This is a genomic window from Bacteroides mediterraneensis, from assembly GCF_025993685.1.
GTDB lineage: Bacteria > Bacteroidota > Bacteroidia > Bacteroidales > Bacteroidaceae > Phocaeicola > Phocaeicola mediterraneensis_A.
The window spans coordinates 1,795,125-1,821,825 of record NZ_DAJPEN010000001.1 but is presented as its reverse complement, the minus strand read 5'-3'; the positions used below and the strand labels follow the sequence as shown (position 1 = coordinate 1,821,825).

Below are 26,701 nucleotides of genomic sequence, written 5' to 3'. Positions count from 1 at the left end.
AATGCGAAAGATAATATTCTTACTTTTTATGATACTTGCCGTAGGACAGGTGAAGGCCGACAACGTACGGTTTGTGGCGGAAGCTGCCGACGTGGTGGTCAGTGGTGACCAGGTGCGTCTCGTCTTCACGGTCAATTCGCAAGATATCAAGGACTTCCGGGCACCTTCCATCAAGGGCTTCGATGTGCTGATGGGACCGAGCCGTTCTCAGCAGAGCAGCATCCAGATTATCAACGGAAAGCGTACGTCGAGCAGTTCGACGGCTTTTACGTATATCCTGTTGGCGGGTAATCCGGGTACTTACACCATTCCCGCAGCCAGTGTGGAAGTGGATGGAAAGAAAGTGTTTTCGAATGCCATTTCCATCAAGGTGCTTCCGCAGGATCAGGCATCGAAGAGCGGAGGAAACGGTGGGGGAAGCAGTTCTTCCTCCCGGAGTCAGGTGGCAGGCAGCCGGATTACGTCTAATGATTTGTTTATCACGGCTACGGCCAGCAAGACGACCGTACATGAACAGGAAGCCATTCTGTTGACTTACAAAGTGTATACCGTGGTGAATCTGCGCCAACTTCGTGGGGATATGCCCGATTTGAAAGGCTTCCATACGCAGGAAGTGGAATTGCCGCAGCAGAAGACTTTCACGCTGGAGCATTATAAGGGACGGAATTACAATACGACGGTGTGGAGCCAGTATGTACTGTTCCCGCAGCAGACCGGCAAACTGGAGATTCCTTCCATCACGTTCGATGGGGTGATTGCCCAGCAGACAGCTTCCGAAGATCCGTTTGACGCGTTCTTCAATGGCGGGGGATACGTGGAGGTGAAAAAGAAAATCACTACTCCCAAGCTGGTCATCAACGTACAGCCGCTTCCGGCCAAACCTGCCGGATTCTCGGGTGCGGTGGGTGACTTCAAGCTGGCTTCGTCTATCAACGCTACCGACGTGAAGACCAACGATGCCGTAACCATCAAGCTGACCCTGACGGGTACGGGTAACATGAAACTGATCAGTACGCCCGATATCAAGTTCCCGCAGGATTTTGAGGTGTACGATCCGAAAGTGACCGACAACTACAAGCTGACAAGCAGCGGACTGACAGGTACAAAGACCTTTGAATATCTGGCTATTCCGCGCCATGCTGGTAACTTTACCGTTCCGGCAGTGGAATTCACGTATTTCGACCTGAAGAGCAACAGTTACAAGACGCTCAAGACAGAGGCTTATAACTTGAAAGTGGCAAAGGGACAGGGCAATGCTGATCAGGTGATTGCGGATTTCACCAACAAGGAGAACGTGAAGATGCTGGGCAAGGATGTCCGCTTCATCAAGCTGGGCAATACGACCCTCCGTCCGAAAGGTGAATTCTTCTTCGGCAGCGTAGGCTATTACTTGTGCTATCTGATTCCATTGCTGCTGTTCATCGTCTTTGCGGTGATTTATCGGCAGAAGGCTCTTGATAATGCCAACGTGGCCAAGATGAAGACCAAGAAGGCCAACAAGGTGGCTACCCGCCGTATGAAACTGGCCGGCAAGCTGTTGGCCGAAAACAAGAAGAACGAGTTCTACGATGAGGTGCTGAAGGCCTTGTGGGGATACATCAGCGACAAGCTCAGTATTCCGGTGTCACAGCTTTCAAAGGACAACATCGAAGCCGAACTGACCAACTACGGCGTAGAGGAGGCCCTGATTGCCGAGTTCATTGGGGTGCTCAACGAATGTGAATACGCACGTTATGCGCCGGGCGATGAGAACGAGGCCATGGACAAGGTTTATTCCGCTTCCGTGGAAGTGATCAGTAAAATGGAAAACAGTATCAAACATTAAAAACGGATAGGAGAGCAACTAGATATGAAGAAATTGTCTTTACTATTGATTGGGCTGATTGGGTGCATCCAGTTTGCGATGGCGGCCCCCACCAAGGCGGAGGCTGACGAAGCATACCAGAAGAACCAGTTCAGTGAGGCGGCTGCCATGTACGAGCAAATCTTGCAAACGCAGGGTGAGTCGGCCGATATCTATTATAATCTGGGTAATGCCTACTTCAAGATGAAGAACACGCCCAAGGCAGTGCTCAACTATGAACGGGCACTTTTGCTGAGCCCGGGAGATGCCGATATCCGCTTCAACCTGGATATGGCCCGGAGCAAGACCGTGGACAACATCACGCCGACAGCCGAGGTGTTTATCGTCACTTGGTATAAGTCGCTGGTCAACCTGATGAGCGAGAAAAGCTGGGGATATGTAGGAATTTTCTCCTTCATTCTTTTGCTGATTGGGGTTTCTTTCTATATCTTCGGCAATCGCCTTTGGATTAAGAAGACGGGATTCATCGGAGCCGTAGTATTTCTGGTGGTGACGGTATGTGCCAATCTTTTTGCCAGCGAACAGAAGTCAGAACTTGTAGACCGTACGGGTGCCATCGTGATGGAACCGACCATTAACGTCAAGAGTACGCCGAACGAAAGCGGTACCGACCTGTTCGTGCTTCACGAAGGAACGAAAGTCTTCATTGAAGACAATTCCATGAAGGGCTGGAAAGAAATCCGCCTGGAAGACGGCAACAAAGGTTGGGTGAAGACAGAAGCTATAGAACTCATTTAAATTCAAGCATTGAAAAATGGCAGGCATACAGCAACTCATCGAGGCCGACAAGGCATTGCTGCTTTCGTTGAACGGAAGTGATTCCTTGTTTTGGGACGGATTCATGTGGACGGTGACCGACACCCGTACATGGATTGCGGCCATGGTGGTGTTGCTGTATGTCATTTTCAAGAACAACCGCATTTCGCAGGGCATTGTCATCACGCTGATGGTGGGACTCTGTGTGCTGCTGGCCGACCAGCTCGCCTCCGGACTCTGTAAGCCGTATTTCGCACGTTTCCGCCCTACGCAAGACCCGGAACTGATGTACATGGTGCAGACGGTCAACGGTTACCGGGGGGGCTTGTACGGCTTTATTTCCAGCCATGCGGCCAATACCTTTGCTGTAGCCATGTTCGTGTCGCTGCTGGTACGTTACCTGCCTTTCACGTGCATGATGTTCCTTTGGGCCTTGATTCCGTCTTATTCGCGTGTCTATCTGGGAGTGCATTATCCCGGCGACATCCTGTGCGGGGCCATAGTCGGGCTGGCCGTGGGAGGACTGGTATATTGGCTCTATACGTACCTCTGCCGACGCTTTTTCGACAGTCCGCAATACATCTCCACCCAATACACCTGCAGCGGATATACCCGTGAAGACATATCCATCTTGCATGCCACGCTGATTCTGACCTATCTTTATGCGATTATCAAGGGGATGCTGGTCGCAAAAAGTCTGCATTTCTGATATAAAAGGGAGATATTCTCAAAAAAGTGGGGCAGAAAATTTGTGCTGTCGTAATCTTTTGCTATATTTAACTCGGTATTTAAAAATAACAGTTTGTCTAACACTTAATTTTGACTACTATGAACAGAACAATAACTTTTAACGAACTCCGTAAAATCAAAGACTCATTGCCCTCGGGCAGCATGCATCGTATAGCCGACGAGCTGAACCTCAGTGTGGAAACGGTGCGTAATTTTTTTGGCGGACATAATTTCAAGGACGGAAAAAGCGTGGGTATCCACTTGGAGCCGGGCCCCGACGGCGGACTGGTGATGCTGGACGATACTACGGTGCTCGACAAGGCGATAGCCATTCTGAAAGAAGAGCAACGCGCTTAAATAAGAAATAAGAAAAGGGCTGTAACAGGGAGTGGGAGAGTGTCCGTTCCGGTTGCAGCCCTTGTTTGTTCAGATATTAACCCTAAAATGCAGAAGCCATGGAAGAAAAACTTGTAACACTGGCCATTCTTACTTACTCTAAAGCCCAGATTCTTAAGAATGTGCTTGAAAATGAAGGAATTGAGGCATGCATCCACAATGTCAACCTGATTCAGCCCGTCATTTCTTCGGGGGTGAGAATCCGTATCCGCGAAAGCGACTTGCCGAGGGCATTGAAAATCATTGAAAGTTCTGCATGGCTGGCCGATGATGTGGTCAACGAGGAAAAGACGGAAAAGAAACACAGCAAGCAGATACTGGTACCGGTGGATTTCTCCGATTATTCAATGGCTGCCTGTGAGTTCGGATTCAACTTCGCGGCCAAAATCCAGGCCGAGGTGGTACTGATGCATGTGTATTTCAGTCCGGTGTATATGCCGAGCCTGCAGTATGCCACAGAAAGCTACGGACTGCCTATGGAGCATGAACTGGGTATCAAGAGCATGCTCGACAACATCCATGAACAGTTGAACAAGCTCACCGGCGACATCAAGGAGCGTATCACGAAAGGTGAGCTGCCCGACGTGAAATACACCTGCGTGCTGAAGGAAGGGGTGCCCGAAGAGGAAATCCTGCATTATGCGCGCGAGGAACAGCCGCTCCTTATCATCATGGGAACCCGTGGTAAGGGAGAAAAGGAAATGGATTTGATAGGCAGCGTGACAGCCGAGATTATTGACCGCAGTCCGGTGTTTGTGTATGCCATCCCGAAAAATGCCACAAAGAAAAATTTCGACGACATTCATAAGATTGCGTTCTTTACGAGCTTTGACCAGCGCGACCTGATTGCCTTTGATTCCTTGGTGACCACTTTCAAGGATTATCATTTTGAGGTATCGTTCATTCACCTGAGCGACAATGCCCAGAAACGTACGTGGAACGAGATTAAGCTGGTGGGTATTCAGGAATATTTCAAAAAGCAGTATCCGCAGCTGACAATCGACTACGATATGCTAGGTGGAGAAAGTCTGCTTAATAATCTCGATGACTACGTGAAGGAAAAAGGCATCGATGTGTTGTGCCTGTCCAATTATAAGCGGAATATCTTTGCCCGGCTGTTCAATCCGAGCATTGCCCGCCGGATGATTTTCCATTCCAACACACCCATCTTGGTGATAAAGTAATTCTCTAAATGTTTTTTTATTTGCAGGGCCGGATTCTTCTTTCAAAATCCGGTCCTGTTTCGTTTTATTGGTATATGTGTAGGCCGTCTATATGTAGCGTAATTTGGGCTTAAAAAAGGCCTTCTTGGGATTTTTATGAAGGCTGCGTAAAACGCACTGGAGCTTCAGTCAAAACGCACTTACGTTTAAAGTAAAACGTAAGTACATTTTAAGTAAAACGCAAGTGCGTTTTGGATAAAACGTAGTTACGTTTTCGTATAAACGAAAAGTGAATATAATCAGTATTATGTTTAATTATAAAAATAAGTCTATCTCCCATTGTGAAGTTTGGTTGGAGAAAGAATTGATTGTTGTTTGAGGGAGTTTGACTTTCTTTATTTGGATACATAAGGACACCTATTGACAATGCTTGCCAGATGGTATGACGAGGTGGACAGATTGGGATTTCTTGCCTTTGGAAGAGTGGCAAGGTCCATACAGACACATTATCTGGAAATCATTAACTTCTTTGAGAAGCGTTCCACAAACGCTGCATCTGAATCCTTCAATGCAAAAATAAAAAAATGAAAAAAGCACCTTCTTATTGGCAGGTGCTTTTTCGTGACCGCGACAGGATTCAAACCTGTAACCGGCTGATCCGTAGTCAGCTACTCTATTCAGTTGAGCTACGCGGCCAATCATTGAAAACCGGACTAGAAAAGTGACCACGACAGGATTCAAACCTGTAACCGGCTGATCCGTAGTCAGCTACTCTATTCAGTTGAGCTACGTGGCCAAATATCTATGTCTTTGTGGTAAAATGGTGACCGCGACAGGATTCAAACCTGTAACCGGCTGATCCGTAGTCAGCTACTCTATTCAGTTGAGCTACGCGGCCAATCATTTACAATTCAAACCTAACAGACAAGTGACCGCGACAGGATTCAAACCTGTAACCGGCTGATCCGTAGTCAGCTACTCTATTCAGTTGAGCTACGTGGCCAAATATCTATGTCTTTGTGGTAAAATGGTGACCGCGACAGGATTCAAACCTGTAACCGGCTGATCCGTAGTCAGCTACTCTATTCAGTTGAGCTACGCGGCCAATCATTTACAATTCAAACCTAACAGACAAGTGACCGCGACAGGATTCAAACCTGTAACCGGCTGATCCGTAGTCAGCTACTCTATTCAGTTGAGCTACGCGGCCATGTCCTTTTTGTTTGACGGGTGCAAAGGTATGGAGTTTGTATGAAATATCCAAATCTTTCACCTACTTTTTTTCAATAAATTTATTCCATAAACCGGCTTCCAAATATCTGCCAGCCCAGTGTGATGCCCAGATTCCAGTTGTTACTCGGTGAACTGTAATGGTTTAGGTAGGCACAGATGGAGCCGAATGGAAGACGGGCTACGACTTCCAATTCACCTAGATATTCGAACTGAGAGAAGACTTTTCCGTAGTATGCCTTGTTGCCGTCCTGGCGAATGGGAAAAATCGGCGCGAATCCGTACATGCTCAGGCGAATCTGAAAAATGTTGGCAAACTGGTAAATCGGACTTACCCCTATCCCGACAAACTGATTGGCTCGGAAAGCCTCGTTATAGGTAATCCGGCTGTGAGCTGTCGGTGCAAATTCGCCCGCCTGCATCATGGTGGCCCGGTAATTGTGGCTGAAGTTGCGTGAGGAGTAATACGCTTTCAGGTATGTACCCAGCGAGAAATGGGTGTTCAGAGTATGATACTTTTCCAGTTCATAGGCAATTTGCAGCCACGACTGGATGTATTTGTAGTCTTCTGTATAGGCAGGATCCTCCATGCCGGGATAATAGCGCTCCACGCCCGTGTAGATATGGGCTGCGAGTCTTTCCCTGCGTCCGGCTGTAGCAAACTGTTTACTGTTTAAGGTATTCCCGTCCAGCGCCACGGAACCTCCGAAAATGGTGTATTTGCTGGCATCCCGTACATCAGACGTGAAGTCGATGACGTTGGTCTGGAAATACTGGTCTTCCAGATGCCCGAGCCCGATGCCGAATTCCGCCTTCTGTCGGCTCAGAAAAGGCATGGATACGAACAGCTTGACATATTCCTCCTTCTGTTTGTTGAATATGGGCGTATTGCCCTTGCTCAGCAGCTTTTCTTGCTTCAGATAGTCGAATGTCGACAAGGAAGCCACCAGACGGTAGGAAGTCGGCAGCCGCGTCGGCAGGTCGATACGTCCGGAGATTTGCAGGTTATTGTAGATTTGTCCCAGTTGTCCGTCCAGCGAGAATTCTTTCGAATAGTTGTTCAGGTTGTGGTAAGTAGCCCCCACGTACACCTGATTGGCCCCGTTCGAACCCACGTTGCCACCTACCCGAATAGAAAGATCGTCCTTCATCTTGACCTGCAGGTCGAGGGTAAAATCATTTTCGTAGGGATTGTACACCGCATGTGGCAGGATTTCCGAAATCATGTTGTCCGACGACATCAGTCGGAAATACCCTTTACGGAGCTCCTCCAGCGAGAACGTGCCGTCGTTGTCGGAATGAAACTCCTTACGGATGTACTTCTTCTGCTGGTCGTTGGCTCCGTGGATCACGATGTTGCGGAAGCGCAGTTCCGGCATTTTCTTCTTGAAAGCGATACGTTCTTTCTCCAGCAGACGATAGTCCATACGCCGGGAAATGCGGTTCTTGATGGAATCCATCAGCTGGATGGTACGGTTGTAGCCGATATCGTGCAGCTCGTCAAAGCGGTCGAAATCCATCAGGCTCACGTCGTCGTACTTGAAGGTCATGAGGATGCCCATGGAATCTGGCACAGAATAGTCCGTTTTCTGCATAATCATGCTCTCCAGCTGTCCGATGATGTCGCCCTCCTGCGGTTTTCCGGGGTTGGAGCTGACCACACTGCCGATGATGATGTCGGGATGGAAATCCTCCATCATGATGTTTACCGGAAAATTGTTGTAGATACCCCCGTCGTAGGCCAGTACGGAATCGATTTCGATGGGTTTGAACATGCCCGGAAAACTCATGGAAGCCCGCACCGCATCGCCCAGGTCGCCGTCTTTGAAGATGATGGGACGCTTGTTGTACACGTCGGAGGCCACGCAGCGGAACGGAACGAACAGCTTGTCGAAGTTTCCCCGGCAGAGTGCGGTGGCCTGCCCGAACAGTTCCACGAAAGCCAGGTTCATCTGTAGCGGGTCGACCACGCTCGATGGCAGGAACTGCGTCTTCACCTTGTGCAGTGGATTTTTCAGTGACACGCGGATGTTGATGAATTCCGGCGTGGGTGGGTTCCGCTTGAAATAATAGATGTATTTTTCCTGAATGCCCCCTGAATACCACCGCTTGAAGTCGTCCGACTTGATGAGCTTTTCCATGTCGTCCGGCGAGTAGCCCATGGCATAGAGCGAGCCGATGATGGCCCCCATGGATGTGCCCGTGATATAATCAATAGGTATGTGGTTTTCTTCCAGTGCGCGGATAATTCCGATATGGGTCAGTCCTTTCGCCCCACCCCCGCTGAGCACCAGTCCCACCTTTTGGGCGGATGCCGCAGCGCATAACAGACAGAAAAGAAAGGTCAGGATGCTGTATATTTTTTTCATGTAGTGAATGTTCCAAGTTGTGTACCTCAAATATAGGCATATTTTTTCATCTGCGGGGAAAATTTCAAATTCTTTTCAGAATCAGGTGCAATCTTTGCCACAGATAAATGAAAAAAGGACATAGGTTATGAAGAAATTTGTATTCTGGGCCATGATGACACTGGGTGTGGTCGGCCTGACAAGCTGTGATAAAGACGACGATCATGTACAGGTATCAGCCGATTTGCAGGCGGCATTCGACAGCAGATACCCCAATGCCTCCCGTGTGGACTGGGAGCGGAACGGCGAATTCTATGAAGCCGAATTCATGGGCAACGGTTATGAGAACAAGGCCTGGTTCACTCCCGACGGCGTATGGGTGATGACGGAATATGACCTGCCGTTCAGGCAGCTTCCGCAAGCCGTATTGGAGGCTTTTGCGGCCAGCGCATACGCCTCCTGGCGGATGGACGATGTGGACATGATTGAAAAGAGCGGTATGGACGTGATTTACGTGATTGAAGTGGAATCGGGCGAACGGGAGTATGAGCTTACCTATCTGGAAGACGGTACGCTGCTCCGTGAGAATACGGAATGGGGCGACCGCCTGCCCGTGGCTCCCGGACAGACAGCAGAAGTGAAAGACCTGGTGATGGAGCGATATCCGCAGGCTGTGATTCTGGATATCGAGGAAGACCGGAAAGGCATTGAAGTGGAAATCCGCGATGGAGGCCGCCAGAAAGAGGTATTCTATCAGCAGGATGCCGGCGGAGTTCTCTCTTGGGTGCACACCACCTATGAAATCGGCCGCTACGAAATGGATACCCTTCCCGAAGAAGTGTGTCAGGCGCTGGCCGAACTCACCGGCAGCGGCATGCGGGTGGACGACGTGGATTATTTTGAGACTACCGACGGCAATTATTACCGTATAGAAGTGGAAGACAGGGATGTAGACAAATACGTATATGTGGCCGAAAATGGAGAAATGCTACAGATGAAACTTAAAAATTATGCTTAAAAACATAAAATAACAGACTTCTTTGAATCTTTTCGGGAAATAAACCGTATATTTGCACCGGATTTCCCAGATTCACGTGGCGGAAGGGACCTCCGTTCCGCCGCAGAAGTAATGTTCCGGGCAGGAAATCACTGTAAGGACACAGTACCGGATAGTATTAACTAAAATCAAATTACATGCTCAAAAATGTAAAGTGGTTTTTTGTTGTATTAGTATTCAGTTCCTTGATTTCTCTGTCATTCGACAAGAGAAATACTCCCACCGAGAAACTTCCCGTCGGGGCGCAGGCTCCGGAGTTAGTGCTCGGAAACGAAAAGCAGCCGCTCAGCCTGCAAGCCCCCAAAGGCAATTACATTCTGCTGAGCTTCTGGGCCAGTTACGATGCCACGTCGCGTACCCGCAATGCCAGATTGCACCATGTGGTTTCGGATGATGCCCGTGTTGAGATGATTTCCATTTCGTTCGACCGCTATCCGTCGGTTTTCCGGACGGCAGTCGCACAAGACGGTATCGGCGATAACGTCTATCAGGAAATGGAGGGTGAGAATTCAGAGATTTTCAAGTCGTACGACCTGAAGCACGGTTTCATCAACTGCCTTGTAGATGACCGCGGGGTGATTGTCGCAAAGAACGTGAGCCCCTCTGAACTGGCATCGCTGCTGCACACAGCCAAAGGCTGATGCCCGCCCCTTACAGAAGATGACATGGATACAACAAAAAGCAAAGAGATTTCAAATCCCTCCTCGGTTTTTGAAATCTCTTTTTTATTGCCTTGTAGGCATGAGAAGATGCAAGGAGTATTCTCCTTAGCATCTTACTTTCAGTTCGTCCAGAATGCGGCGCATCTGCTCGTAGGTGGTGATGCGCGTGGGTACCAGCGGCAGACGCAGGCGGTTCTCAATCATGCCCATCATACTGAGCATGGCCTTCACACCGGCCGGGTTACCGTCGACAAAGAGCAGCTTGAACAGCTCCGTAAACTTGTGGTGGATGGTCAGCGCACTGCTGTAGTCGCCTGCCAGTGCCAGACGGGTCATGCGGCTGAACTCTCGCGGGAAAGCGTTTCCGATGACCGAGATGACTCCCACGGCACCCAGCGTAATCAGCGGGAAGGTGATGCCGTCGTCGCCCGAAATCACGTCGAAATTCTCTGGCTTGTTCTTGATGATGTCGTCCATCTGCGAGATGTTGCCCGAAGCTTCCTTGATGGCCACGATGTTCTTGAAGTCGCGCGCCAGCCGCAGAGTCGTTTCGGCCGTCATGTTCACGCCCGTACGTCCAGGCACATTATAGAGCACTACTGGAAGTTTGGTCGCTTCGGCGATGGCCTTGTAATGCTGGTAAATGCCTTCCTGCGAAGGTTTATTGTAATAAGGAACGGCCACCAGTACGGCATCCACTCCCGTGAAGTCTTCGTTTTTCAGGGTGTTGAGCACAGTCTGCGTACAGTTGCTGCTGATACCCAGCAGGATGGGCACACGGCCGTTGACGCGTTCTATCACCACCTTCTTGATTTGCCTTTTTTCTTCTTCTGTCAGTGTCGGTGTCTCTGCGGTGGTTCCCAGCACACAAAGGAAATCCACCCCGTTTTGTACCTGATATTCAACGAGTCTCAACAACGCTTCATAGTCCACGCTGCCGTCGTTCTTGAAGGGAGTAATCAGAGCCACCCCCATTCCTTTCAGTCTTCTTGCTATCATAAATGAAATATAAACGCTTTAACGAGTGTACAAAAGTACGAATATTTTCAACTTAACCTATATATTTAATCGTTTTTTTGCCTTTTATAAATAAATTGTAAAGGAATGGAAGTCCCTCACTCGCCAATCATCCCGAGAAACTCGTCCTCGTTGACGATGCGGATGCCAAGTTTCTGGGCCTTTTCCAGCTTGCTGGGACCCATGTTTTCCCCGGCCAGAATGAAGCTCGTCTTCTTGGAGATGCTGCCCACGTTCTTTCCACCGTGCTTTTCGATGAGCGCCTTGTACTCGTCGCGTGAATGGCGGGCAAACACTCCGCTGATGACGATGGACTGGCCTTGCAGCCTGTCGGTCTGTCCGGCCGTCTCTTCTTCGCTCACCGCCATCTGCAGTCCGGCTTCGCGCAGGCGTTCGATGAGCTCCAGGTTCTTCTCGCTATGGAAATAACGCAGGATGCTCTGCGCAATCTTCTCGCCGATTTCGTCCACGTGAATCAGGTCGTCCAGTGTGGCCGCCTTCAGCTGGTCGATGGATGGGAACGCCCGCGCCACCTTCTTGGCCACGGTCTCGCCCACAAAGCGGATGCCCAAGGCAAAGAGTACCCGTTCGTAGGGCACGGTCTTCGACTTCTCCACTCCCTGGATGATGTTCTCGGCCGATTTCTCGCCCATACGGTTCAGACGGCAGATGTCGGCTGCCTGCAACGTATAGAGGTCGGCCACGTCGTGAATCAGTCCCTCCTGATAGAACTGGTCGACCGTCTCCGGACCCAGTCCCTCGATGTTCATCGCGCGGCGGCTGATGAAATGCTCGATGCGTCCCTTGATTTGCGTGGGACAGCCGTCCTCGTTCGTGCAGTAGTGGGCCGCCTCGTCTTCGTAGCGCACCAGCTTGCTGCCGCACTCCGGACAGTGCGTGATGAAAGTCACCTTCTCGCTGCCTGCCGGACGTGCGTCCTTGTCCACCCCCGTAATCTTCGGGATGATTTCGCCTCCCTTTTCCACGTACACCATGTCGCCCAGGTGCAGGTCGAGCGCCTCGATGATGTCGGCATTGTGGAGCGAGGCCCGCTTCACCACCGTTCCCGAAAGCTGTACCGGCTCCAGGTTGGCCACGGGAGTGACGGCCCCCGTACGTCCCACCTGATACGTCACCTTCAGCAGCTTGGTGCATGCCTGCTCTGCCTGGAACTTGTAGGCGATGGCCCAGCGCGGCGACTTGGCTGTATAGCCCAGGTTGCGCTGCTGGCGCAGGGAGTTTACCTTCAGCACGATGCCGTCGGTAGCCACCGGCAGGTTCTTGCGCTCCAGGTCCCAGTAGTTGATGAAGTCGAACACCTCCTGCAGTGTGCGCACCTTGCGCATGTGCGAGGAAATCTTGAAGCCCCAGCGTGCGGCCTCCTGCAAGTTCTCATAGTGCCCGTCGTGCGGCAACTCTTCCCCTAATAAATAATATAGGTATGCGTCGAGCTTGCGCGAAGCCACCACCGCCGAGTTCTGCGACTTGAGCGTGCCCGATGCCGCATTGCGCGGGTTGGCAAACAGCGGTTCCTCGCGTTCCTCCCGTTCGCGGTTCAATTCCTCGAACACCGTCCACGGCATCAGAATCTCGCCACGGATTTCAAACTGGCGGGGATAGCCTTCGCCCGACAGGCGCAACGGGATGGAACGGATGGTCTTCACGTTGTCCGTCACATCGTCGCCCCGCACGCCGTCGCCGCGGGTCACCGCCTGCACCAGCTGCCCGTCTTCGTAGGTCAGCGAGATGGACGTCCCGTCGAACTTCAGTTCACAGCAGATTTCGAAATCCTCGTTCAGTGCCTTCCGCACCCGTTCGTAGAACTCCCGGACTTCCGCCTCGGAATACGTGTTGCCCAGCGAGAGCATGGGATACTTGTGTTCCACCTGGCGGAACTCCTTGTTCAGGTCGCTGCCCACGCGCACGCTCGGCGAGTTCGGGTCGTAGTGTTCGGGATGTTTCGCCTCCAGGTCCTGCAGTTCGCGCATCAGGCGGTCGAACTCCTGGTCGCTGATGGTGGGGGCATTGAGAATGTAGTAGTTATGGTTGTGCGTGTGCAATTCTTCACGCAGTTGGTCGATTCTTTCTATTTCTGTCATGACATTAAAGAGGAATGTTTTCATGCAAAAGTAGCAAAAATATTCGTACTTTTGCAAAAAACAATCGCAGACAAATGAGAATAGACATTATAACCGTATTGCCTGAAATGATTGAAGGGTTCTTCAATTACTCCATCATGAGCCGGGCACAGAAGAAAGGAATTGCCGAGATTCACATCCACAATTTGCGCGACTACGCGTACGACCGCTACCGCAAGGTGGACGACTATCCGTTCGGGGGATGTGCGGGCATGGTGATGAAGATTGAGCCGATTGACCGTTGTATCTCCGCGCTGAAGGCGGAACGGGACTACGACGAGGTGATTTTCACGACGCCCGACGGGGAGCAGTTCAACCAGAAGATGGCGAACACGCTGTCGTTGTCGCAGAACCTGATTATCCTGTGCGGGCATTTCAAGGGCATCGACTACCGTATCCGCGAGCATTTCATCACGAAGGAAATCAGTATCGGCGACTATGTGCTGACGGGCGGTGAGCTGGCGGCGGCGGTGATTGCCGACTCCATTGTCCGCATCATCCCGGGAGTGATTTCCGATGAGCAGTCGGCCTTGTCCGATTCGTTCCAGGACAACCTGCTGGCTCCTCCGGTGTACACCCGTCCGGCAGACTACAAGGGCTGGAAGGTGCCCGACATCCTGCTGTCGGGGCATGAAGCGAAGATTCGTGAATGGGAGTTCCAGCAGTCGCTCGAACGGACGAAGCGTTTGCGTCCGGATTTGCTGGAAGAGAAATAAATGAGACTCGTCTTTTGGCGGACTTTTTCGGAAGTGGAATGACAGCGGGTGATTTCATTTCCGGAATCAATTATTCTCGTCATATTCTGACGAGAATAGTGTGTGTAATCCAATCATTTCAGGGCATTTCAAAACGCAAGTGCGTTTCATTTAAAACGCCTTTACGTTTTAGGTAAAACGCACTTGCGTTTAAAAGAAAACGTCCTTGCGTTTTGTGACGAACGCAAGGACATTTTTCTATGCCTGTTTTTCGGGCCCTGAAAAGTCGGTTTTCAGACTTCCAGTGCTCCGATGATGTCGCGTACGGAACTGTATCCGTGACGGTCCAGATATTCGTTGATGCCTTCGGCCACTTTCACGGTGATGGCCGGGTCGATGAAGTTGGCCGTACCGATCTGGATGGCAGTGGCACCGGCCAGCAGGAATTCCACGGCGTCCTTCCAGTTCATGATACCGCCCAGACCTACTACCGGAATCTTCACGGCCTTGGCCACCTGCCATACCATGCGCAGGGCGATGGGTTTCACGGCCGCACCGCTCATACCGCCGGTCACGGTAGACAGTACCGGACGGCGCTTCTCCGCGTCGATGGCCATACCCAGCAGGGTGTTGATGAGCGACACGCTGTCGGCTCCGGCACCTTCTGCCGCGCGGGCAATCTCGGTGATGTCGGTCACGTTGGGCGACAGCTTCACAATCAAAGTCTTCTTGTAGACCTTGCGCACGGCGCTTACCACTTCGGCCGCTCCGTGGGCCGTCACACCGAAAGCCATACCTCCCTGCTTCACGTTCGGGCAGGAGATGTTCAGCTCGATGGCCGGGATGTTCTCCAGTTCGTTGATGATGGAAGCCGTTTCGGCATAGTCTTCCACCTGTGAGCCGGACACGTTCACAATCATGTTCGTACGGATGTCCTTAATCTGCGGATAGATGTGGTCTACGAAATAATGCACGCCCTTGTTCTGCAGTCCCACGGCATTGAGCATACCCATGGGTGTTTCGGCCATACGCGGATAAGGGTTTCCTTCCCGATGGTGGAGCGTGGTACCCTTCACGATGATGCCTCCGATTTTCTCCAGGTCGACGAAATCCTGGAACTCCAGTCCATATCCGAATGTACCCGATGCAGTCATGACCGGGTTCGACATGTTCAATTTACCGATGTTTACGCTTAAATCTGCCATAATAGTTTCTTTATATTAAATACCGGACCTTCTTTACATACGCACACATGTCCCTCGTCGGTCTTTTCCACGCAGCAGAGGCAGGCGCCGACGCCGCAGGCCATGGTGTTTTCCAGTGACACTTCACATTCGATGCCTTCTGCCTTGGCATACTTGGCCACTGCCACCATCATGGGTTTCGGGCCGCAAGTGCAAATCAGGTCGAATCGTTTTTCTTTCAGTACGCTGTGCATGGTGACGTATCCTTTTTCGCCCATGCTGCCGTCTTCGGTGGTGGTGTACACATCGCCGAGGGCTTTGAACTCTTCCAGCTGGAGCAGGTCGTTCTGCGAGCGAGCACCCAGCAGGAAGGTCGGCTTGCATCCTCGTTTCAGGAGGGCTTCACCCAGGTAGAGCATGGGAGCCGTACCTACGCCGCCGCCCACGAGCAGTACCTTGGTGTCGGGAGAATCCGGTATCGTGAATCCGTTGCCCAGCGGGAGCACCACATTCACCGTGTCGCCTTTCTCTACGGTAGCCAGTTTACGGGTACCGTCGCCCACGAGCTGGACGAGGAACCACACTTCGTTTTTCTCTCTATCTACATAGTTGATGGAAATGGGGCGACGCAGGAAAGTGGTCGGCGAGCCGTCCACCCGGATTTCGGCGAACTGTCCCGGAAGCATTTCGGGCAAGGGAGCCTCTTGCGTCAGCTTGATGAGAACGTAGTTCGCATGCAGGCGAAGGTTCTCGGTGACTGTCAAATCTAAGATGTATTTCTTCATATAAAAAAGGTAAATTCGTTTCTGTCACGCAAAGATACGAATTTACCTTTTATATGCCTAGCTCCCGGGGGGATGCTTTTTCCTGTGCGGGGCGTTATTTTTCGGGTTTGAAGACCTCGTAGGTGCCGTTGTCGAAGAAAATGCGTATTTCGGTAATCTTCGGATGTGGCTTCTCGATGTACTTAACTTCCTCTCTGATAATCTCTTTGGGGGGATAAACCACCTTGGGAACCTCGTTCTCCTTGCAAAAATCGGGAGAATCCGGTTCGTCGGACGTGTTTTTCGGATTCTCAAGCGGTTGGGTGAACAGGTCCATGCCTGTCACGGCGGGAGCGCTTTCTTCCATTTCGCCTTCTCCGTAGAGCAGCCAGTTGATGTTGACATACGGACAGGCTTTGTGGATGCGCATCACGACTTCCAGGCTCGGTTTGTTTCGCCCGCTGAAGATGTGCGACAGTGACGAGGTGGAAATCCCAATCTTCTCGGCGAATTCGGCGTTCGTCAATCCCTCTTTTTGCATGATTTTTAGAATCCGGTCCTTCATATACAAATGGAAATGGCTTTGTTTCTTGATTACAAAAGTAATTCTTTAAATTTAGAAATGCAAATTTATAAATCTAAATTTATATCGTTACAGATGTAAAACTGTGTATTCCATTTGTACAATATTGCTTCTATACAAGTGTAAATACAATTGTAATTTACTTTATATTATATTGTTATATTACTGGTTTTATGTTATTTATGATTTGATACATGTGTATATTGGGCCGAATTTGAAGTTTATTCGTCTTATTCCCTCTTTTTCTTGAATGTATTTGTGGAAATTCGCCTTGTAATAACTGGTAATCAGTCTGTTATGTATGGTTAAAGTGAAGGTTATATTTATTCGTTTACATTTAGAGATGTAACGGTTTATTCTTGTAAAACGCTTTGTATCAGTGTAATCACTCCCCTACTCGATTCGGAATATTTACATTTGTAGTGTATAAAAGTAGCAAATACAAATGTAAACCATACAAATCTACACGAAAGCAGGTTTACTTTTGTATTTTTCTTCTTCCAATTCTACTTGTAATTGACCGTTTGTAGGGAAACCTCGTGAGAATTTAAAATTTGACGTCCATTTGTATTTCGCCCCGGAATTTTCAATTCTCGCGAAAACGAAAAAAGCGGCATACATCCGGCGATTTTCCGAATGTATGCCGTTTTTTTGAGGGCTTATGTAACTTCTCCGCTTCGGAGAGAAAATTTAGTGCAGGATAAAGTAAATCAGGTCGCGCAGCAGTTCCCCGTCGGGCGTGGACGGATTGCCGATGCCTTTCGACCGGGCGTCACATTCGCGGATGGCATGGATAATCTGCATCACCTTCACGCCCGAATAACGGCGCATGGCCAGCATGTAATCCTTCGCCTGCCACGGACTTTTCAGGCCCAGCTGGGCGGCAACTCCCTGGTCGGATTTTTCAGGAGCGTAATAAGCCAGCATCAGGTTGGAGAAGAAATTGAACAGGATGGCCAGCGTCATCTGCAACGGATTGTTCTTGGGATTTTCCTCGAAATACTTGATGATTTTGTTGGCCTTCAGCACGTCTTTCTCTACCAGCGCGCTCCGTAGCTCGAAGTTGTTATAGTCTTTGCTGATGCCGATGTTGCGCTCTATCTGTTCCGGTGTGATTCTGCGCATGCCTGCCGGAAGCGTCAGGATGAGTTTCTCCAGTTCGCCCGCCATGCGGTTCAGGTCGGCTCCCACGAACTCGGCCATCATCTCCGAAGCCTTGGGCTCGATTTCCACCTTCCGGCGCTTCAGGTACGACGAGATGAAACCGGGCAGCTGACTGTCCTTGAGCTTGCGCGATTCGAAGAGCACGCCGTTCTTTTCGATTTCGGCGGCCAGTTTCTTCCGGCGGTCGATACTGCCGTGCTTGTAGCACATCACCAGGATGGTCGATTTCTGGGGCTTCTGCAGGTAGAAGGCCAGCTCGTCGAGGCGTTTCAGGCTCTGTGCCTCCTTGACTACCACCACCTGATATTCCGACATCATCGGGTAGCGCTTGGCCGCATTGATGACGTTGGCCACGTCGGTATCCGCCCCGTAGGCCACGGTCAGGTTGAATTCCTTTTCCGTCTCGTTCAGCACGGTGTCGATGATGTAGTCGGCAATCCGGTCGATGTAGTAATCCTCTTCGCCCATCAGGAAATAGACAGGCGCGTAGACCCGGTTCTTCAGGTTGCGTACAATCTCTTCGTATGTGACTTCCTTTGCCATTGTTTTCCGCCTCGTTTACCAGTCGAATTTCAGGTGTTTTACGGTTTTCTTTTCGTCGATGATCATGCGCAGGGCATCGATGCCGATTTCCACATGCTCATGGACGAAGTTCTTGGTCACCATCGAGTCGCTCTGTTCGGTCTTCACGCCTTCCGGAATCATGGGCTGGTCGGACACGAGCAGTAGGGCACCCGTCGGGATGTGGTTGGCAAATCCGGTGGTGAACAAGGTGGCCGTCTCCATATCCACCGCCATGGCACGGGTTTTCAGCAGGTACTTCTTGAACTCCTCGTCGTGCTCCCAAATGCGGCGGTTGGTGGTGTAGATTGTTCCCGTCCAGTAGTCGCGTGAGTGGTCACGGATGGCCGACGATACGGCACGCTGGAGCATGAAGGCCGGAAGCGCCGGTACCTCGGGCGGATAATAGTCGTTCGACGTTCCTTCGCCGCGGATGGCGGCAATGGGGAGAATCAGGTCGCCTATCTGGTTCTTCTTGTCGATACCCCCGCACTTGCCCAGAAAGAGGCACGCCTTGGGGTGCACGGCACTCAGCAGATCCATGATGATGGCGGCATTGGGGCTTCCCATCCCGAAGTTGATGATGGTGATTCCCTCCGCATGGGCCGAAATCATGTTGGCGTCGCGTCCCAGGATGGGCACGTTGAACCGTTCGGCAAAGATTTCGACGTATTTGTTGAAGTTCGTCAACAGGATGTATTCACCGAAGTCTTCCAGCTTCCGCTTGGTGTAGCGCGGCAGCCAGTTTGCTACTATTTCTTCTTTCGTTTTCATTGGATTTCAGAATTTGTGTTGCCAATAAGGTTTTCTCAGAAACGTGGAATCACGTTCCATTTACGCAAATGTACAATAATAATGCAAACAGGAAAAAGAATTCGGGATTTTCTCGCACCGGAGACCCGCAGATTTTGGAAAATAATTCAGCTTTTATGTGGTTTTAGGAAAATAGCGTATCTTTGCCCCGTAATAGAAGGACGCTTATGGATGCATTGAACTTACCTGCTTTTGACGCCAAGATTGCGCAGCGCGACGGAAAGCACGTGATATTCGACGTAATCCGCCGCCGTTATGTGGCTTTGACTCCGGAAGAATGGGTGCGCCAGCATTTCACGCATTTCCTGCTGGAAGTAAAGGGTTATCCGCAAGGGCTGCTGGCCAATGAGATACAGATCAGCCTGAACGGGACGAAGAAACGCTGCGACACGGTGCTCTATCGCCGCGACCTGACCCCGCAGATGATTGTGGAGTACAAGGCTCCTACGGTGGAGATTACGCAGGCGGTCTTCGACCAGATTACGCGCTACAACATGGTGTTGAAGGTGGACTATCTGGTGGTGAGCAACGGGCTCCGTCACTACTGCTGCCGCATCGACTATGCGCGCAACACGTATTATTTTCTTCCCGACATCCCCCGCTATGCCGATTTGTAAGGCATAAAAAAAGAGGCCGTCTCAAAATAAACCTTGAGATGGCCTCTGTCGTTTCATATCAGATTGAAGTCGTTTGGATTTTTCCTCAAAAAGGAATTTACAAGTTTCCTTCTACAGATTTCACGTTTTACACCGTTTTTCCCTCGTCAGAAGCCTCCTAAGAGGCTACTTTTGCAAGATTATGCGCTATGGCCAGCAGGCCAAACTCAATTTCCACCTTTTTCAGCCCACGAAGATGGAACCTCTTGAAGTGCTTGTTGTTCTTGAGGTTTCCAAATACGGCTTCCACATCCTGCGGCCGCTGGCTCCGGTATTTAAGACCTTCCTCGGAGAGGAGTTTCTCACGTTCCCTTTCCTTGATTTTTCTCAGCCGATGATTCACTTGCACAATCCTTTCCGACCGGCTTCTGTGACACCGGCATCTTAACGGGCAGCCCTTGCAGTTCCGTGCCCTGTACCTTGAGACGGTCTGTACAAAACCGTTGTCTGTCGTCCGCTTTACATCGGAGAGTCTTTCCATCCTCTGTCCCATCGGACAGTACATCCCGTCGGTTTCTTCATTATAGTAGAAGTTGGCGGACAGGAACGGGTCATTCCTGAAGCTCCTTTTCTGTTCCTTATGGAAATAGTTGTACTTTATGAAGGTTTCAATGCCATGCCTGAAGGCGTACAGGTAGTTCTCCTCGCTTCCGTACCCGGCGTCACAGACGGACACGTCAGGATATCTGCCGTACAGGGAATGGAAGTCTTCCATGTGCAGGGGATAGGTGGAGGTGTCACCGGCACACTGGTGGAGGGTATAGTTCAGGATGAACTGTCTGTTGGTACTGACCTGCGGGTTGTATCCGGGCTTGAGCTGCCCGTTCCTCATGTGGTCCTCCTTCATCCGCATGAACGTGGCGTCGGGGTCTGTCTTGGAGTAGCTGTTGCGCCCGTCGAGAATCTTTCCCTGGGATTCGTATTTCTTCAGCTGTTCGGGCCATGCCTTCCTCACGCGCCGGACCTTGGCCTTCACTTTCCGGTCCGCATCCGTTCCCTCCAGAGCTTCATGTATCTGTTCCAGCGCCCTTTCCACCTTCTCGGGGGTGATGTCCTGGTAAGTGACGGGAGCGGAGTCGCGCAGCTCCTGCTTGGTGACGGACTCGGCGTACCGCCATATCTCCTCAAGCTGTTCCGCAATTCTGGAGATGCGGGTGTGGATGGACTTGCCCCAGACGAACGTATAACGGTTGGCGTTCGCCTCCATCTTCGTCCCGTCGGTGCAGGCTACGTCCAGACTTACAAAGCCCTCCGCCACGAGGAACTTCACGATGGTGGCGAAGACGGTCTTGAGCACATCCTTCAGCCGGCTGCTGCGAAAACGGTTGATGGTGTTGTGGTCAGGCACCCTGGTACCGGTCAGCCACATGAAGCGGATGTCATTGCGGCAGAACTCCTCAATGCGGCGGCTGGAATAGATATTGCGCAGATAGGCATATACCAGAATCTGCAGCATCATGCGGGGATGGTAGGCCGGACAGCCTTTGACGGAGTACTTGCGGTAAAGTTCTTCCAGGCTGATCTGTTCAATGATGCGGTGAACAACCCGGACCGGATCGTTCTGGGGAATAAAATCGCCTAAACACGGAGGTAAAAGCAGATTATCGTTGGAGGTATAGTTTTTAAACATTATCTTTGGGATATATTGCTTGATTCCCTAAGATACGAAAAATTAGGGAGACGGGCAAGTCCTGACTGAGCGAAGTTTGGGCTTGCCCGATTTTTTTTGCAGACACAAAAAAGGCCATCTCAAATTATATTTCATTTTGAGACGGCCTCTTTCCAGTCACCGGTTTTCCGGCACTTATTTCATTTTTGTTTCCAGATGCTTTTCCGGTTCCACACCCGCCAGTTCCGGGTCAATCATGATACGTCCGCAGTATTCGCAAACGATGATTTTCTTGCGCATGCGGATGTCGAGCTGTTTCTGAGGCGGAATCTTGTTGAAGCAACCGCCACAAGCGTCACGCTGCACGTAAGTGATACCCAAACCGTTGCGTGAGTTCTTACGGATACGCTTGAAAGCCTGAAGCAGACGCGGTTCGATGGTAGCTTCCAGGTTCTTTGCTTTTTCTCTCAGCTTTTCTTCTTCCTGTTTGGTTTCGGCCACGATTTCGTCCAGCTCGTTCTTCTTCACTTCCAGGTCTTTCTTTCTTTCCTCGAGCAGCTGTTCACTCTTCACGATTTCCTCTTCCTTGGCCTTGATGCCGGCGGTGTATTCCTTGATACGTTTTTCGCAGAGTTCCACTTCGAGGCTCTGGAATTCGATTTCCTTGGTCAGCACGTCGTATTCGCGGTTGTTGCGCACATTGTCCTGCTGGCTCTTATACTTGTCGATGGAAGTCTTGGCCGTTTCGATTTCGATTTTCTTGCTGGCCACATTCGACTTCAACTCTTCAATCTCACCCTTGATCTTTTCGATACGTGTGCTCAGACCGGTCACTTCGTCTTCCAGGTCCTGCACTTCCAGCGGAAGCTCCCCTCTCAGTGTCTTGATTTTATCAATCTCCGACAACATGGTTTGCAACTGATAGAGTGCTTTCAGCTTTTCTTCTACACTCAATTCATTCGGATCTTTTTTTGCTTCTTTAGCCATAGTTTTCTACAAGTATTTTATGGGATTGGTATTGACACGCGTCAGCTGTACATCGAGTGTCGGAAACTTCTCCCGTATGATTGAATATAATAAGTCTTTGGTATATTGTTCGCTTTCGTAGTGCCCTATTTCCGCTATCAGTATGTCGTTCTCGTAGCTGAAATAGTCGTGGTATTTCACTTCGCCTGTCAGGAAGACGTCGGCGTGCGCGCCTACCGCCTTGGGCAGCAGAAAGGCTCCGGCTCCTCCGCAGAGGGCTACCTTCTGGATGAGGCGTCCCGTCATGCGCGAGTGTTTCACGCAGCCCACTTCGAACAGTTTCTTCACGCGGCGCAGGAAGTCGGTCTCCGTTTCCGGTTCTTCCAGTTCGCCCACGAGTCCCGAACCGGCTTGTGCCCATTCGTTCTGCAAGGGATAGAAGTCGTAGGCCGGTTCCTCGTAAGGATGAGCCTCGATAAGGGCCTTCTGCACCTTCCCTTTCAGGTAGGCCGGAAGCACCGTCTCCACTCGCACCTCCTGTTCCTCATGCAGCTGGCCGATTTCTCCGCAGAAAGGATGCGTGCCCGGCTGTGCGCGGAAAGTGCCCTTTCCTTCCAGGTTGTAGCTGCAGGAGTCGTAGTTGCCGATGCATCCGCATCCGGCGGCGAACAAGGCCTGGCGCACCCCTTCGGCCTGGGCTGTGGGGACGAAGGTGACCAGTTTCAGCAGCTGGTTCTCTTTCGGCTCCAGGATGCGCAGGTTTTTCAGTCCGATAATTTCGGCAATCTTGAAGTTCACTCCCTGCGGGGCATTGTCCAGGTTGGTGTGCATCGAGAAAATCACGATGTCGTTCTTGATGGCTTTCAGGATGCAACGCTCCACGTAGTCGCGTCCGGTAATCGACTTGTAGCCCTTGAAGATGAGCGGATGGTGGGACACAATCAGGTTATATCCCAGCGTGATGGCTTCATCTACCACGGCTTCCGTGACGTCCAGACACAACAAAGCCCCTGTAGCTTCCGCGTCTGTCAATCCGATTTGCAGTCCGGCATTGTCGAATCCGTCCTGTAAAGGCAGAGGCGCGAATATCTCAAGGGCATTCACAATTTCCTTAATTTTCATATTTCGCGAAAAATTTCATGCAAAGATAGGATTTTCCGTCCACATATCCATGCGGAGGGCGTCGTTTTTGGATTTTTTCATGAATATTCTTCCGCTTGCGGGCATAAAAAAGCCCCGCAATGTGTGTGAAGGACATTGCGAGGCTTTCTACTTATACACCTTTAAACAAAATGAATTTTGTCTTATTTGCGGGCGTCGGCGATGTAGCCCAAGGCTTCCTTGCACTTGTCGGTCACGTATGCCCAGTCTTCAGCGGCTACCTTGTCTTTCGGGAAGAGCTTGGAACCCATGCCTACGCAGAATACGCCGGCTTTGACCCAGGCTGTCAGGTTTTCCTGTGTCGGTTCCACTCCGCCGGTCACCATCAGTTTGGACCACGGCATCGGAGCCAGCAGGCCTTTCACCAGTTTCGGGCCCAGCACATCGCCCGGGAAAATCTTGCACAGGTCGCATCCCAGTTCCTGGGCGAAACCTACTTCAGACACGCTTCCGCATCCAGGAGTGTAAGGCACCAGACGGCGGTTGCACACCTTGGCGATTTCAGGGTTGAACAGCGGACCTACCACGAAGTTGGCACCCAGCTGGATGTAAAGGGCTGCCGTGGCAGGATCTACTACAGACCCCACTCCCATTGCCATTTCCGGACATTCCTTGGCAGCGAATTTCACTACTTCGGCAAACACTTCGTGGGCGAAGTCGCCACGGTTGGTGAATTCAAAAGCACGTACACCCCCGTCGTAGCAAGCCTTTACCACTTTCTTTGCAATTTCCACGTCCTTGTGATAGAACACAGGCACCATACCCGTTGAACCGATTTTGTCCAACACCGCAATTTTATCGAATTTAGCCATTTCTTGTAAGGTTGATTGGTTGTGTTTGAAAATTATCTTTGTACGCGTCCGCTGGCATCTCCGCCTGCCAGTGCTTCCACCTCTTCGGCAGAAACCATGTTGAAGTCGCCGTTGATGGTGTGTTTCAGTGCCGAAGCAGCCACGGCGAATTCCAGTGCCTCACCCTGCGTAGACTTGGTGAGCAGGCCGTGGATGATACCGCCGGAGAAAGAGTCGCCTCCACCTACGCGGTCGATAATCGGGTCGATGTCGTAGTGTTTGGATACATAGAATTCCTTGCCGTTGTAAATCATGGCCTTCCAGCCGTTGTGGGTGGCAGAGTAAGATTCACGCAGTGTCGACACCACATACTTGAAGCCGAATTCCTTGGCCATGGCCGTAAAGATGCCTTTGTAGCCTTCCGCATCGGTCTTTCCGCCTTCCACGTCGGCCTCCGGTTTGAAGCCCAGGCAAAGTTCCGCATCTTCTTCGTTACCGATGCAAACGTCTACATATTGCATCAATGGGCGCATGATAGACTGTGCCTTTTCCTTGGTCCACAGCTTCTTGCGGAAGTTCAAGTCGCAGGAAACCGTTACTCCGTGGCGTTTGGCTGCTTCGCATGCCAGACGGGTCAGTTCGGCCGCCTTGTCCGAGATGGCCGGAGTGATGCCCGACCAGTGGAACCAGTCGGCTCCTTCCATGATGGCATCGAAGTCGAAGTCGCAGGGATCTGCTTCCGCAATGGCAGAATGTGCGCGGTCGTAAATCACCTTGCTGGGACGCATGGAAGCTCCCGTTTCCAGATAGTAGATACCTACACGGTCGCCGCCGCGGGCAATGTAGTCCGTTTTCACACCGTATCTGCGCAAGGCATTGACAGCCGACTGTCCGATTTCGTGTTTCGGCAGCTTGGTTACGAAATATGCCTCATGGCCGTAGTTGGCACAGCTTACTGCCACGTTGGCTTCGCCCCCGCCGTACACCACGTCGAAGCTGTCTGATTGAACAAAGCGAGTATTGCCCGGTGTAGACAATCTCAGCATGATTTCGCCTAAAGTAACAATTTTTCCCATGGCTAGATAATCTTTTTATACTTATATGGTTGATAATGTAGTTTTCCGTTCGCCTCGCAGAAGGATAGCCGGCACCTGCCATTCTTGAAAATATCCTCTCTGTGTGCGCACACAAAGGTACAGTTTATTTTTTAAAAACCAAAATAAGTTATATATTTGTATCGAAAAAAGTGGTATTTTACTGCAGGATGAGTTTTTACAATATATAATAAGGTGAAAGCATGGAAAAACAGCAAGAGAGAATCCGTATCAAGGACATCGCTCAGATAGCCGGTGTGTCGGTAGGAACGGTAGACCGTGTACTTCATTCGCGGAGCGGGGTGTCTGCTTCCAGCCGTATGAAGGTGGAGGAAATATTACAGAAGTTGAATTATCAGCCCAACATGTATGCCAGCGCGCTGGCTTCGAACAAGAAATACAGGTTTGTCTATCTGCTCCCGTCGCACAACGAGGGAGATTACTGGACAGACGTGGAACACGGCATGCAACAGGCGGTGGCCCGTTTTTCCGATTTCAACGTCTCGCTGTCGGCTTTCTATTACGACCAGTACGAGTCGGGGGCTTTCACCGAAGCGGGAATGCACATCCTCGACGAGCAGCCCGACGGGGTTATCCTCTCGCCTGCCATCGAAGAAGAAACCGAACGCTTTGTCGGCCGTTTGCAGGAAGCAGGCATCCCTTACGTGTTCATCGACTCGAACATTCCCCGGCTTTCCCCGCTGGCTTTCTACGGACAGCATGCCCGGCGGAGCGGCTATTTTGCGGCACGCATGTTGCGTCTGCTGTCTCAGGGACAGACGGAAATCGTCATCTTCCGCCAGATTAACGAAGGACACCTGGGGTCCAACCAGCAGCTATACCGCGAGGAAGGTTTCTATGAGTACATGAAGGAGCACTGCCCGGAGCTGAAGATGTGGGAGCTCAACCTCTATGCCAAGCAGCCGGGCGAAGATGCGTCGCGCCTCGACGAGTTCTTTGCCGCTCATCCCGACGTGAAGTGTGGCATCACCTTCAACTCGAAGGCGTATATCATCGGGGAATACATGCAGCGTCACGGGCGTACGGATTTCCACCTGATGGGATACGACCTGCTCCGCCGCAACGTGGCTTGTCTGAAGGCGGGAAGCATCGACTTCATCATCGCACAGCAGCCCACGGTGCAGGGATACAACAGCATTGAATGTCTGTGCAACCACCTGATTCTGCGCAAGAAGGTGAAAAACTGCAACTACATGCCCATCAACCTGATTACGACGGAGAATCTCGACTTTTATTTCGATACACACGTCAACGAATAACCTGATCATACTGCAATTAT

At 50.9% G+C, this 26,701-nt stretch carries 23 protein-coding genes, 6 tRNA genes and 1 pseudogene; 11 read left to right on the top strand and 19 right to left on the bottom strand.

What is annotated here, in order from left to right; translation table 11 throughout:
• Position 1: 1 nt before the first annotated feature.
• The 6 genes and pseudogenes from OIM59_RS07735 to OIM59_RS07710 form a co-directional block, all read left to right on the top strand.
• Positions 2–1,825, top strand: a complete 1,824-nt coding sequence (locus OIM59_RS07735) for a BatD family protein (protein ID WP_299172079.1) — start codon at positions 2–4, stop codon at positions 1,823–1,825.
• Between the two features lie 24 nt (positions 1,826–1,849).
• Positions 1,850–2,602, top strand: coding sequence for a tetratricopeptide repeat protein (locus OIM59_RS07730; protein ID WP_072542636.1), 753 nt, complete (start codon positions 1,850–1,852; stop codon positions 2,600–2,602).
• A 16-nt stretch (positions 2,603–2,618) separates the two neighbouring features.
• Positions 2,619–3,329, top strand: coding sequence for a phosphatase PAP2 family protein (locus OIM59_RS07725; RefSeq protein ID WP_299172075.1), 711 nt, complete (start codon positions 2,619–2,621; stop codon positions 3,327–3,329).
• A gap of 119 nt (positions 3,330–3,448) precedes the next feature.
• The gene (locus tag OIM59_RS07720; RefSeq protein ID WP_072542634.1) at positions 3,449–3,706 is read left to right on the top strand and encodes a DNA-binding protein; all 258 of its coding nucleotides are present in this window, start codon (positions 3,449–3,451) and stop codon (positions 3,704–3,706) included.
• 98 nt (positions 3,707–3,804) lie between these two features.
• Positions 3,805–4,929, top strand: a complete 1,125-nt coding sequence (locus tag OIM59_RS07715; RefSeq protein ID WP_299172071.1) for a universal stress protein — start codon at positions 3,805–3,807, stop codon at positions 4,927–4,929.
• Between the two features lie 399 nt (positions 4,930–5,328).
• A pseudogene (locus tag OIM59_RS07710) lies at positions 5,329–5,490 on the top strand (transposase); the annotation flags it as partial.
• Between the two features lie 40 nt (positions 5,491–5,530).
• On the opposite strand, the gene OIM59_RS07705 reads toward OIM59_RS07710, so the two are convergent.
• From OIM59_RS07705 to OIM59_RS07675, 7 genes are all read right to left on the bottom strand, one after another.
• A tRNA-Arg gene (locus tag OIM59_RS07705) sits at positions 5,531–5,604 on the bottom strand.
• A 26-nt stretch (positions 5,605–5,630) separates the two neighbouring features.
• Positions 5,631–5,704: transfer RNA gene (locus tag OIM59_RS07700), tRNA-Arg, on the bottom strand.
• 25 nt (positions 5,705–5,729) lie between these two features.
• Positions 5,730–5,806, bottom strand: a tRNA-Arg gene (locus tag OIM59_RS07695).
• Positions 5,807–5,837: 31 nt separating this feature from the next.
• Positions 5,838–5,911 (bottom strand) — tRNA-Arg (locus OIM59_RS07690).
• Between the two features lie 25 nt (positions 5,912–5,936).
• Positions 5,937–6,013 (bottom strand) — tRNA-Arg (locus OIM59_RS07685).
• A gap of 31 nt (positions 6,014–6,044) precedes the next feature.
• Positions 6,045–6,118, bottom strand: a tRNA-Arg gene (locus OIM59_RS07680).
• 82 nt (positions 6,119–6,200) lie between these two features.
• On the bottom strand, positions 6,201–8,507 hold the full coding sequence (locus OIM59_RS07675; protein ID WP_299168155.1) for a patatin-like phospholipase family protein: 2,307 nt from the start codon (positions 8,505–8,507) through the stop codon (positions 6,201–6,203).
• A 127-nt stretch (positions 8,508–8,634) separates the two neighbouring features.
• Here OIM59_RS07675 and OIM59_RS07670 point away from each other — a divergent pair, with 127 nt between their 5' ends.
• Positions 8,635–9,504: a PepSY-like domain-containing protein gene (locus tag OIM59_RS07670; protein ID WP_299168152.1), complete on the top strand. Its 870-nt coding sequence runs from the start codon at positions 8,635–8,637 to the stop codon at positions 9,502–9,504.
• A 176-nt stretch (positions 9,505–9,680) separates the two neighbouring features.
• Positions 9,681–10,184, top strand: coding sequence for a thioredoxin family protein (locus tag OIM59_RS07665; protein ID WP_299168150.1), 504 nt, complete (start codon positions 9,681–9,683; stop codon positions 10,182–10,184).
• Between the two features lie 126 nt (positions 10,185–10,310).
• On the opposite strand, the gene dapA is transcribed toward OIM59_RS07665, so the two are convergent.
• Together dapA and ligA are read right to left on the bottom strand one after the other, a co-directional pair.
• Positions 10,311–11,204: a 4-hydroxy-tetrahydrodipicolinate synthase gene (dapA, locus tag OIM59_RS07660; protein ID WP_299168147.1), complete on the bottom strand. Its 894-nt coding sequence runs from the start codon at positions 11,202–11,204 to the stop codon at positions 10,311–10,313.
• Positions 11,205–11,320: 116 nt separating this feature from the next.
• A complete protein-coding gene (ligA, locus tag OIM59_RS07655) occupies positions 11,321–13,321 on the bottom strand; it encodes an NAD-dependent DNA ligase LigA (protein WP_299168145.1) in 2,001 nt (666 codons plus the stop codon).
• A 74-nt stretch (positions 13,322–13,395) separates the two neighbouring features.
• On the opposite strand from ligA, the gene trmD reads away from it, so the two are divergent.
• On the top strand, positions 13,396–14,076 hold the full coding sequence (gene trmD, locus OIM59_RS07650; protein ID WP_022353701.1) for a tRNA (guanosine(37)-N1)-methyltransferase TrmD: 681 nt from the start codon (positions 13,396–13,398) through the stop codon (positions 14,074–14,076).
• A gap of 272 nt (positions 14,077–14,348) precedes the next feature.
• Here trmD and OIM59_RS07645 read toward each other — a convergent pair whose 3' ends face one another.
• The 5 genes from OIM59_RS07645 to OIM59_RS07625 form a co-directional block, all read right to left on the bottom strand.
• A complete protein-coding gene (locus OIM59_RS07645; RefSeq protein WP_299168142.1) occupies positions 14,349–15,260 on the bottom strand; it encodes a dihydroorotate dehydrogenase in 912 nt (303 codons plus the stop codon).
• Positions 15,248–16,024, bottom strand: a complete 777-nt coding sequence (locus OIM59_RS07640; protein WP_148329834.1) for a dihydroorotate dehydrogenase electron transfer subunit — start codon at positions 16,022–16,024, stop codon at positions 15,248–15,250. The genes OIM59_RS07645 and OIM59_RS07640 overlap by 13 nt, the downstream gene beginning before the upstream one ends.
• Positions 16,025–16,118: 94 nt before the next feature.
• On the bottom strand, positions 16,119–16,568 hold the full coding sequence (locus tag OIM59_RS07635; protein WP_072542617.1) for a helix-turn-helix transcriptional regulator: 450 nt from the start codon (positions 16,566–16,568) through the stop codon (positions 16,119–16,121).
• A gap of 708 nt (positions 16,569–17,276) precedes the next feature.
• Positions 17,277–18,293 (bottom strand): DNA polymerase III subunit delta, encoded by a 1,017-nt coding sequence (gene holA, locus OIM59_RS07630; RefSeq protein ID WP_072542616.1) that lies wholly within the window; start codon positions 18,291–18,293, stop codon positions 17,277–17,279.
• Positions 18,294–18,308: 15 nt separating this feature from the next.
• Positions 18,309–19,085, bottom strand: coding sequence for an AMP nucleosidase (locus OIM59_RS07625; RefSeq protein WP_072542615.1), 777 nt, complete (start codon positions 19,083–19,085; stop codon positions 18,309–18,311).
• A gap of 206 nt (positions 19,086–19,291) precedes the next feature.
• On the opposite strand from OIM59_RS07625, the gene OIM59_RS07620 reads away from it, so the two are divergent.
• Positions 19,292–19,741 carry a type I restriction enzyme HsdR N-terminal domain-containing protein gene (locus OIM59_RS07620; RefSeq protein WP_299168135.1) on the top strand — a complete coding sequence of 150 codons (450 nt, stop codon included), beginning with the start codon at positions 19,292–19,294 and terminating at the stop codon, positions 19,739–19,741.
• Between the two features lie 157 nt (positions 19,742–19,898).
• Here the strand turns inward: OIM59_RS07620 and OIM59_RS07615 are convergent, their stop codons facing one another.
• From OIM59_RS07615 to OIM59_RS07595, 5 genes are all read right to left on the bottom strand, one after another.
• A complete protein-coding gene (locus OIM59_RS07615; protein ID WP_303896023.1) occupies positions 19,899–21,410 on the bottom strand; it encodes an IS1182 family transposase in 1,512 nt (503 codons plus the stop codon).
• Between the two features lie 174 nt (positions 21,411–21,584).
• Positions 21,585–22,376: a zinc ribbon domain-containing protein gene (locus OIM59_RS07610; RefSeq protein WP_072542613.1), complete on the bottom strand. Its 792-nt coding sequence runs from the start codon at positions 22,374–22,376 to the stop codon at positions 21,585–21,587.
• A 6-nt stretch (positions 22,377–22,382) separates the two neighbouring features.
• Positions 22,383–23,477: a Nif3-like dinuclear metal center hexameric protein gene (locus OIM59_RS07605; protein WP_303896021.1), complete on the bottom strand. Its 1,095-nt coding sequence runs from the start codon at positions 23,475–23,477 to the stop codon at positions 22,383–22,385.
• 182 nt (positions 23,478–23,659) lie between these two features.
• On the bottom strand, positions 23,660–24,328 hold the full coding sequence (locus OIM59_RS07600; protein ID WP_299173524.1) for a bifunctional 4-hydroxy-2-oxoglutarate aldolase/2-dehydro-3-deoxy-phosphogluconate aldolase: 669 nt from the start codon (positions 24,326–24,328) through the stop codon (positions 23,660–23,662).
• A 32-nt stretch (positions 24,329–24,360) separates the two neighbouring features.
• Positions 24,361–25,383: a sugar kinase gene (locus OIM59_RS07595; protein WP_072542610.1), complete on the bottom strand. Its 1,023-nt coding sequence runs from the start codon at positions 25,381–25,383 to the stop codon at positions 24,361–24,363.
• Between the two features lie 221 nt (positions 25,384–25,604).
• Between OIM59_RS07595 and OIM59_RS07590 the strand changes: the two genes are divergently transcribed.
• Positions 25,605–26,681, top strand: a complete 1,077-nt coding sequence (locus tag OIM59_RS07590) for a LacI family DNA-binding transcriptional regulator (protein ID WP_303896020.1) — start codon at positions 25,605–25,607, stop codon at positions 26,679–26,681.
• Positions 26,682–26,701: the final 20 nt, after the last annotated feature.

What these genes read in the sequence shown, in the direction of transcription:
- OIM59_RS07640 (WP_148329834.1), bottom strand. Translation starts at nt 16,024, where the DNA reads ATGAAGAAATACATCTTAGATTTGACAGTCACCGAGAACCTTCGCCTG.
- OIM59_RS07730 (WP_072542636.1), top strand. Translation starts at nt 1,850, where the DNA reads ATGAAGAAATTGTCTTTACTATTGATTGGGCTGATTGGGTGCATCCAG.
- OIM59_RS07665 (WP_299168150.1), top strand. Translation starts at nt 9,681, where the DNA reads ATGCTCAAAAATGTAAAGTGGTTTTTTGTTGTATTAGTATTCAGTTCC.
- OIM59_RS07675 (WP_299168155.1), bottom strand. Translation starts at nt 8,507, where the DNA reads ATGAAAAAAATATACAGCATCCTGACCTTTCTTTTCTGTCTGTTATGC.
- OIM59_RS07715 (WP_299172071.1), top strand. Translation starts at nt 3,805, where the DNA reads ATGGAAGAAAAACTTGTAACACTGGCCATTCTTACTTACTCTAAAGCC.
- OIM59_RS07625 (WP_072542615.1), bottom strand. Translation starts at nt 19,085, where the DNA reads ATGAAAACGAAAGAAGAAATAGTAGCAAACTGGCTGCCGCGCTACACC.
- OIM59_RS07645 (WP_299168142.1), bottom strand. Translation starts at nt 15,260, where the DNA reads ATGGCAGATTTAAGCGTAAACATCGGTAAATTGAACATGTCGAACCCG.
- OIM59_RS07735 (WP_299172079.1), top strand. Translation starts at nt 2, where the DNA reads ATGCGAAAGATAATATTCTTACTTTTTATGATACTTGCCGTAGGACAG.
- trmD (WP_022353701.1), top strand. Translation starts at nt 13,396, where the DNA reads ATGAGAATAGACATTATAACCGTATTGCCTGAAATGATTGAAGGGTTC.
- OIM59_RS07670 (WP_299168152.1), top strand. Translation starts at nt 8,635, where the DNA reads ATGAAGAAATTTGTATTCTGGGCCATGATGACACTGGGTGTGGTCGGC.
- OIM59_RS07615 (WP_303896023.1), bottom strand. Translation starts at nt 21,410, where the DNA reads ATGTTTAAAAACTATACCTCCAACGATAATCTGCTTTTACCTCCGTGT.
- ligA (WP_299168145.1), bottom strand. Translation starts at nt 13,321, where the DNA reads ATGACAGAAATAGAAAGAATCGACCAACTGCGTGAAGAATTGCACACG.
- OIM59_RS07620 (WP_299168135.1), top strand. Translation starts at nt 19,292, where the DNA reads ATGGATGCATTGAACTTACCTGCTTTTGACGCCAAGATTGCGCAGCGC.
- OIM59_RS07605 (WP_303896021.1), bottom strand. Translation starts at nt 23,477, where the DNA reads ATGAAAATTAAGGAAATTGTGAATGCCCTTGAGATATTCGCGCCTCTG.
- OIM59_RS07725 (WP_299172075.1), top strand. Translation starts at nt 2,619, where the DNA reads ATGGCAGGCATACAGCAACTCATCGAGGCCGACAAGGCATTGCTGCTT.
- OIM59_RS07600 (WP_299173524.1), bottom strand. Translation starts at nt 24,328, where the DNA reads ATGGCTAAATTCGATAAAATTGCGGTGTTGGACAAAATCGGTTCAACG.
- OIM59_RS07595 (WP_072542610.1), bottom strand. Translation starts at nt 25,383, where the DNA reads ATGGGAAAAATTGTTACTTTAGGCGAAATCATGCTGAGATTGTCTACA.
- OIM59_RS07590 (WP_303896020.1), top strand. Translation starts at nt 25,605, where the DNA reads ATGGAAAAACAGCAAGAGAGAATCCGTATCAAGGACATCGCTCAGATA.
- dapA (WP_299168147.1), bottom strand. Translation starts at nt 11,204, where the DNA reads ATGATAGCAAGAAGACTGAAAGGAATGGGGGTGGCTCTGATTACTCCC.
- OIM59_RS07610 (WP_072542613.1), bottom strand. Translation starts at nt 22,376, where the DNA reads ATGGCTAAAGAAGCAAAAAAAGATCCGAATGAATTGAGTGTAGAAGAA.
- holA (WP_072542616.1), bottom strand. Translation starts at nt 18,293, where the DNA reads ATGGCAAAGGAAGTCACATACGAAGAGATTGTACGCAACCTGAAGAAC.
- OIM59_RS07720 (WP_072542634.1), top strand. Translation starts at nt 3,449, where the DNA reads ATGAACAGAACAATAACTTTTAACGAACTCCGTAAAATCAAAGACTCA.
- OIM59_RS07635 (WP_072542617.1), bottom strand. Translation starts at nt 16,568, where the DNA reads ATGAAGGACCGGATTCTAAAAATCATGCAAAAAGAGGGATTGACGAAC.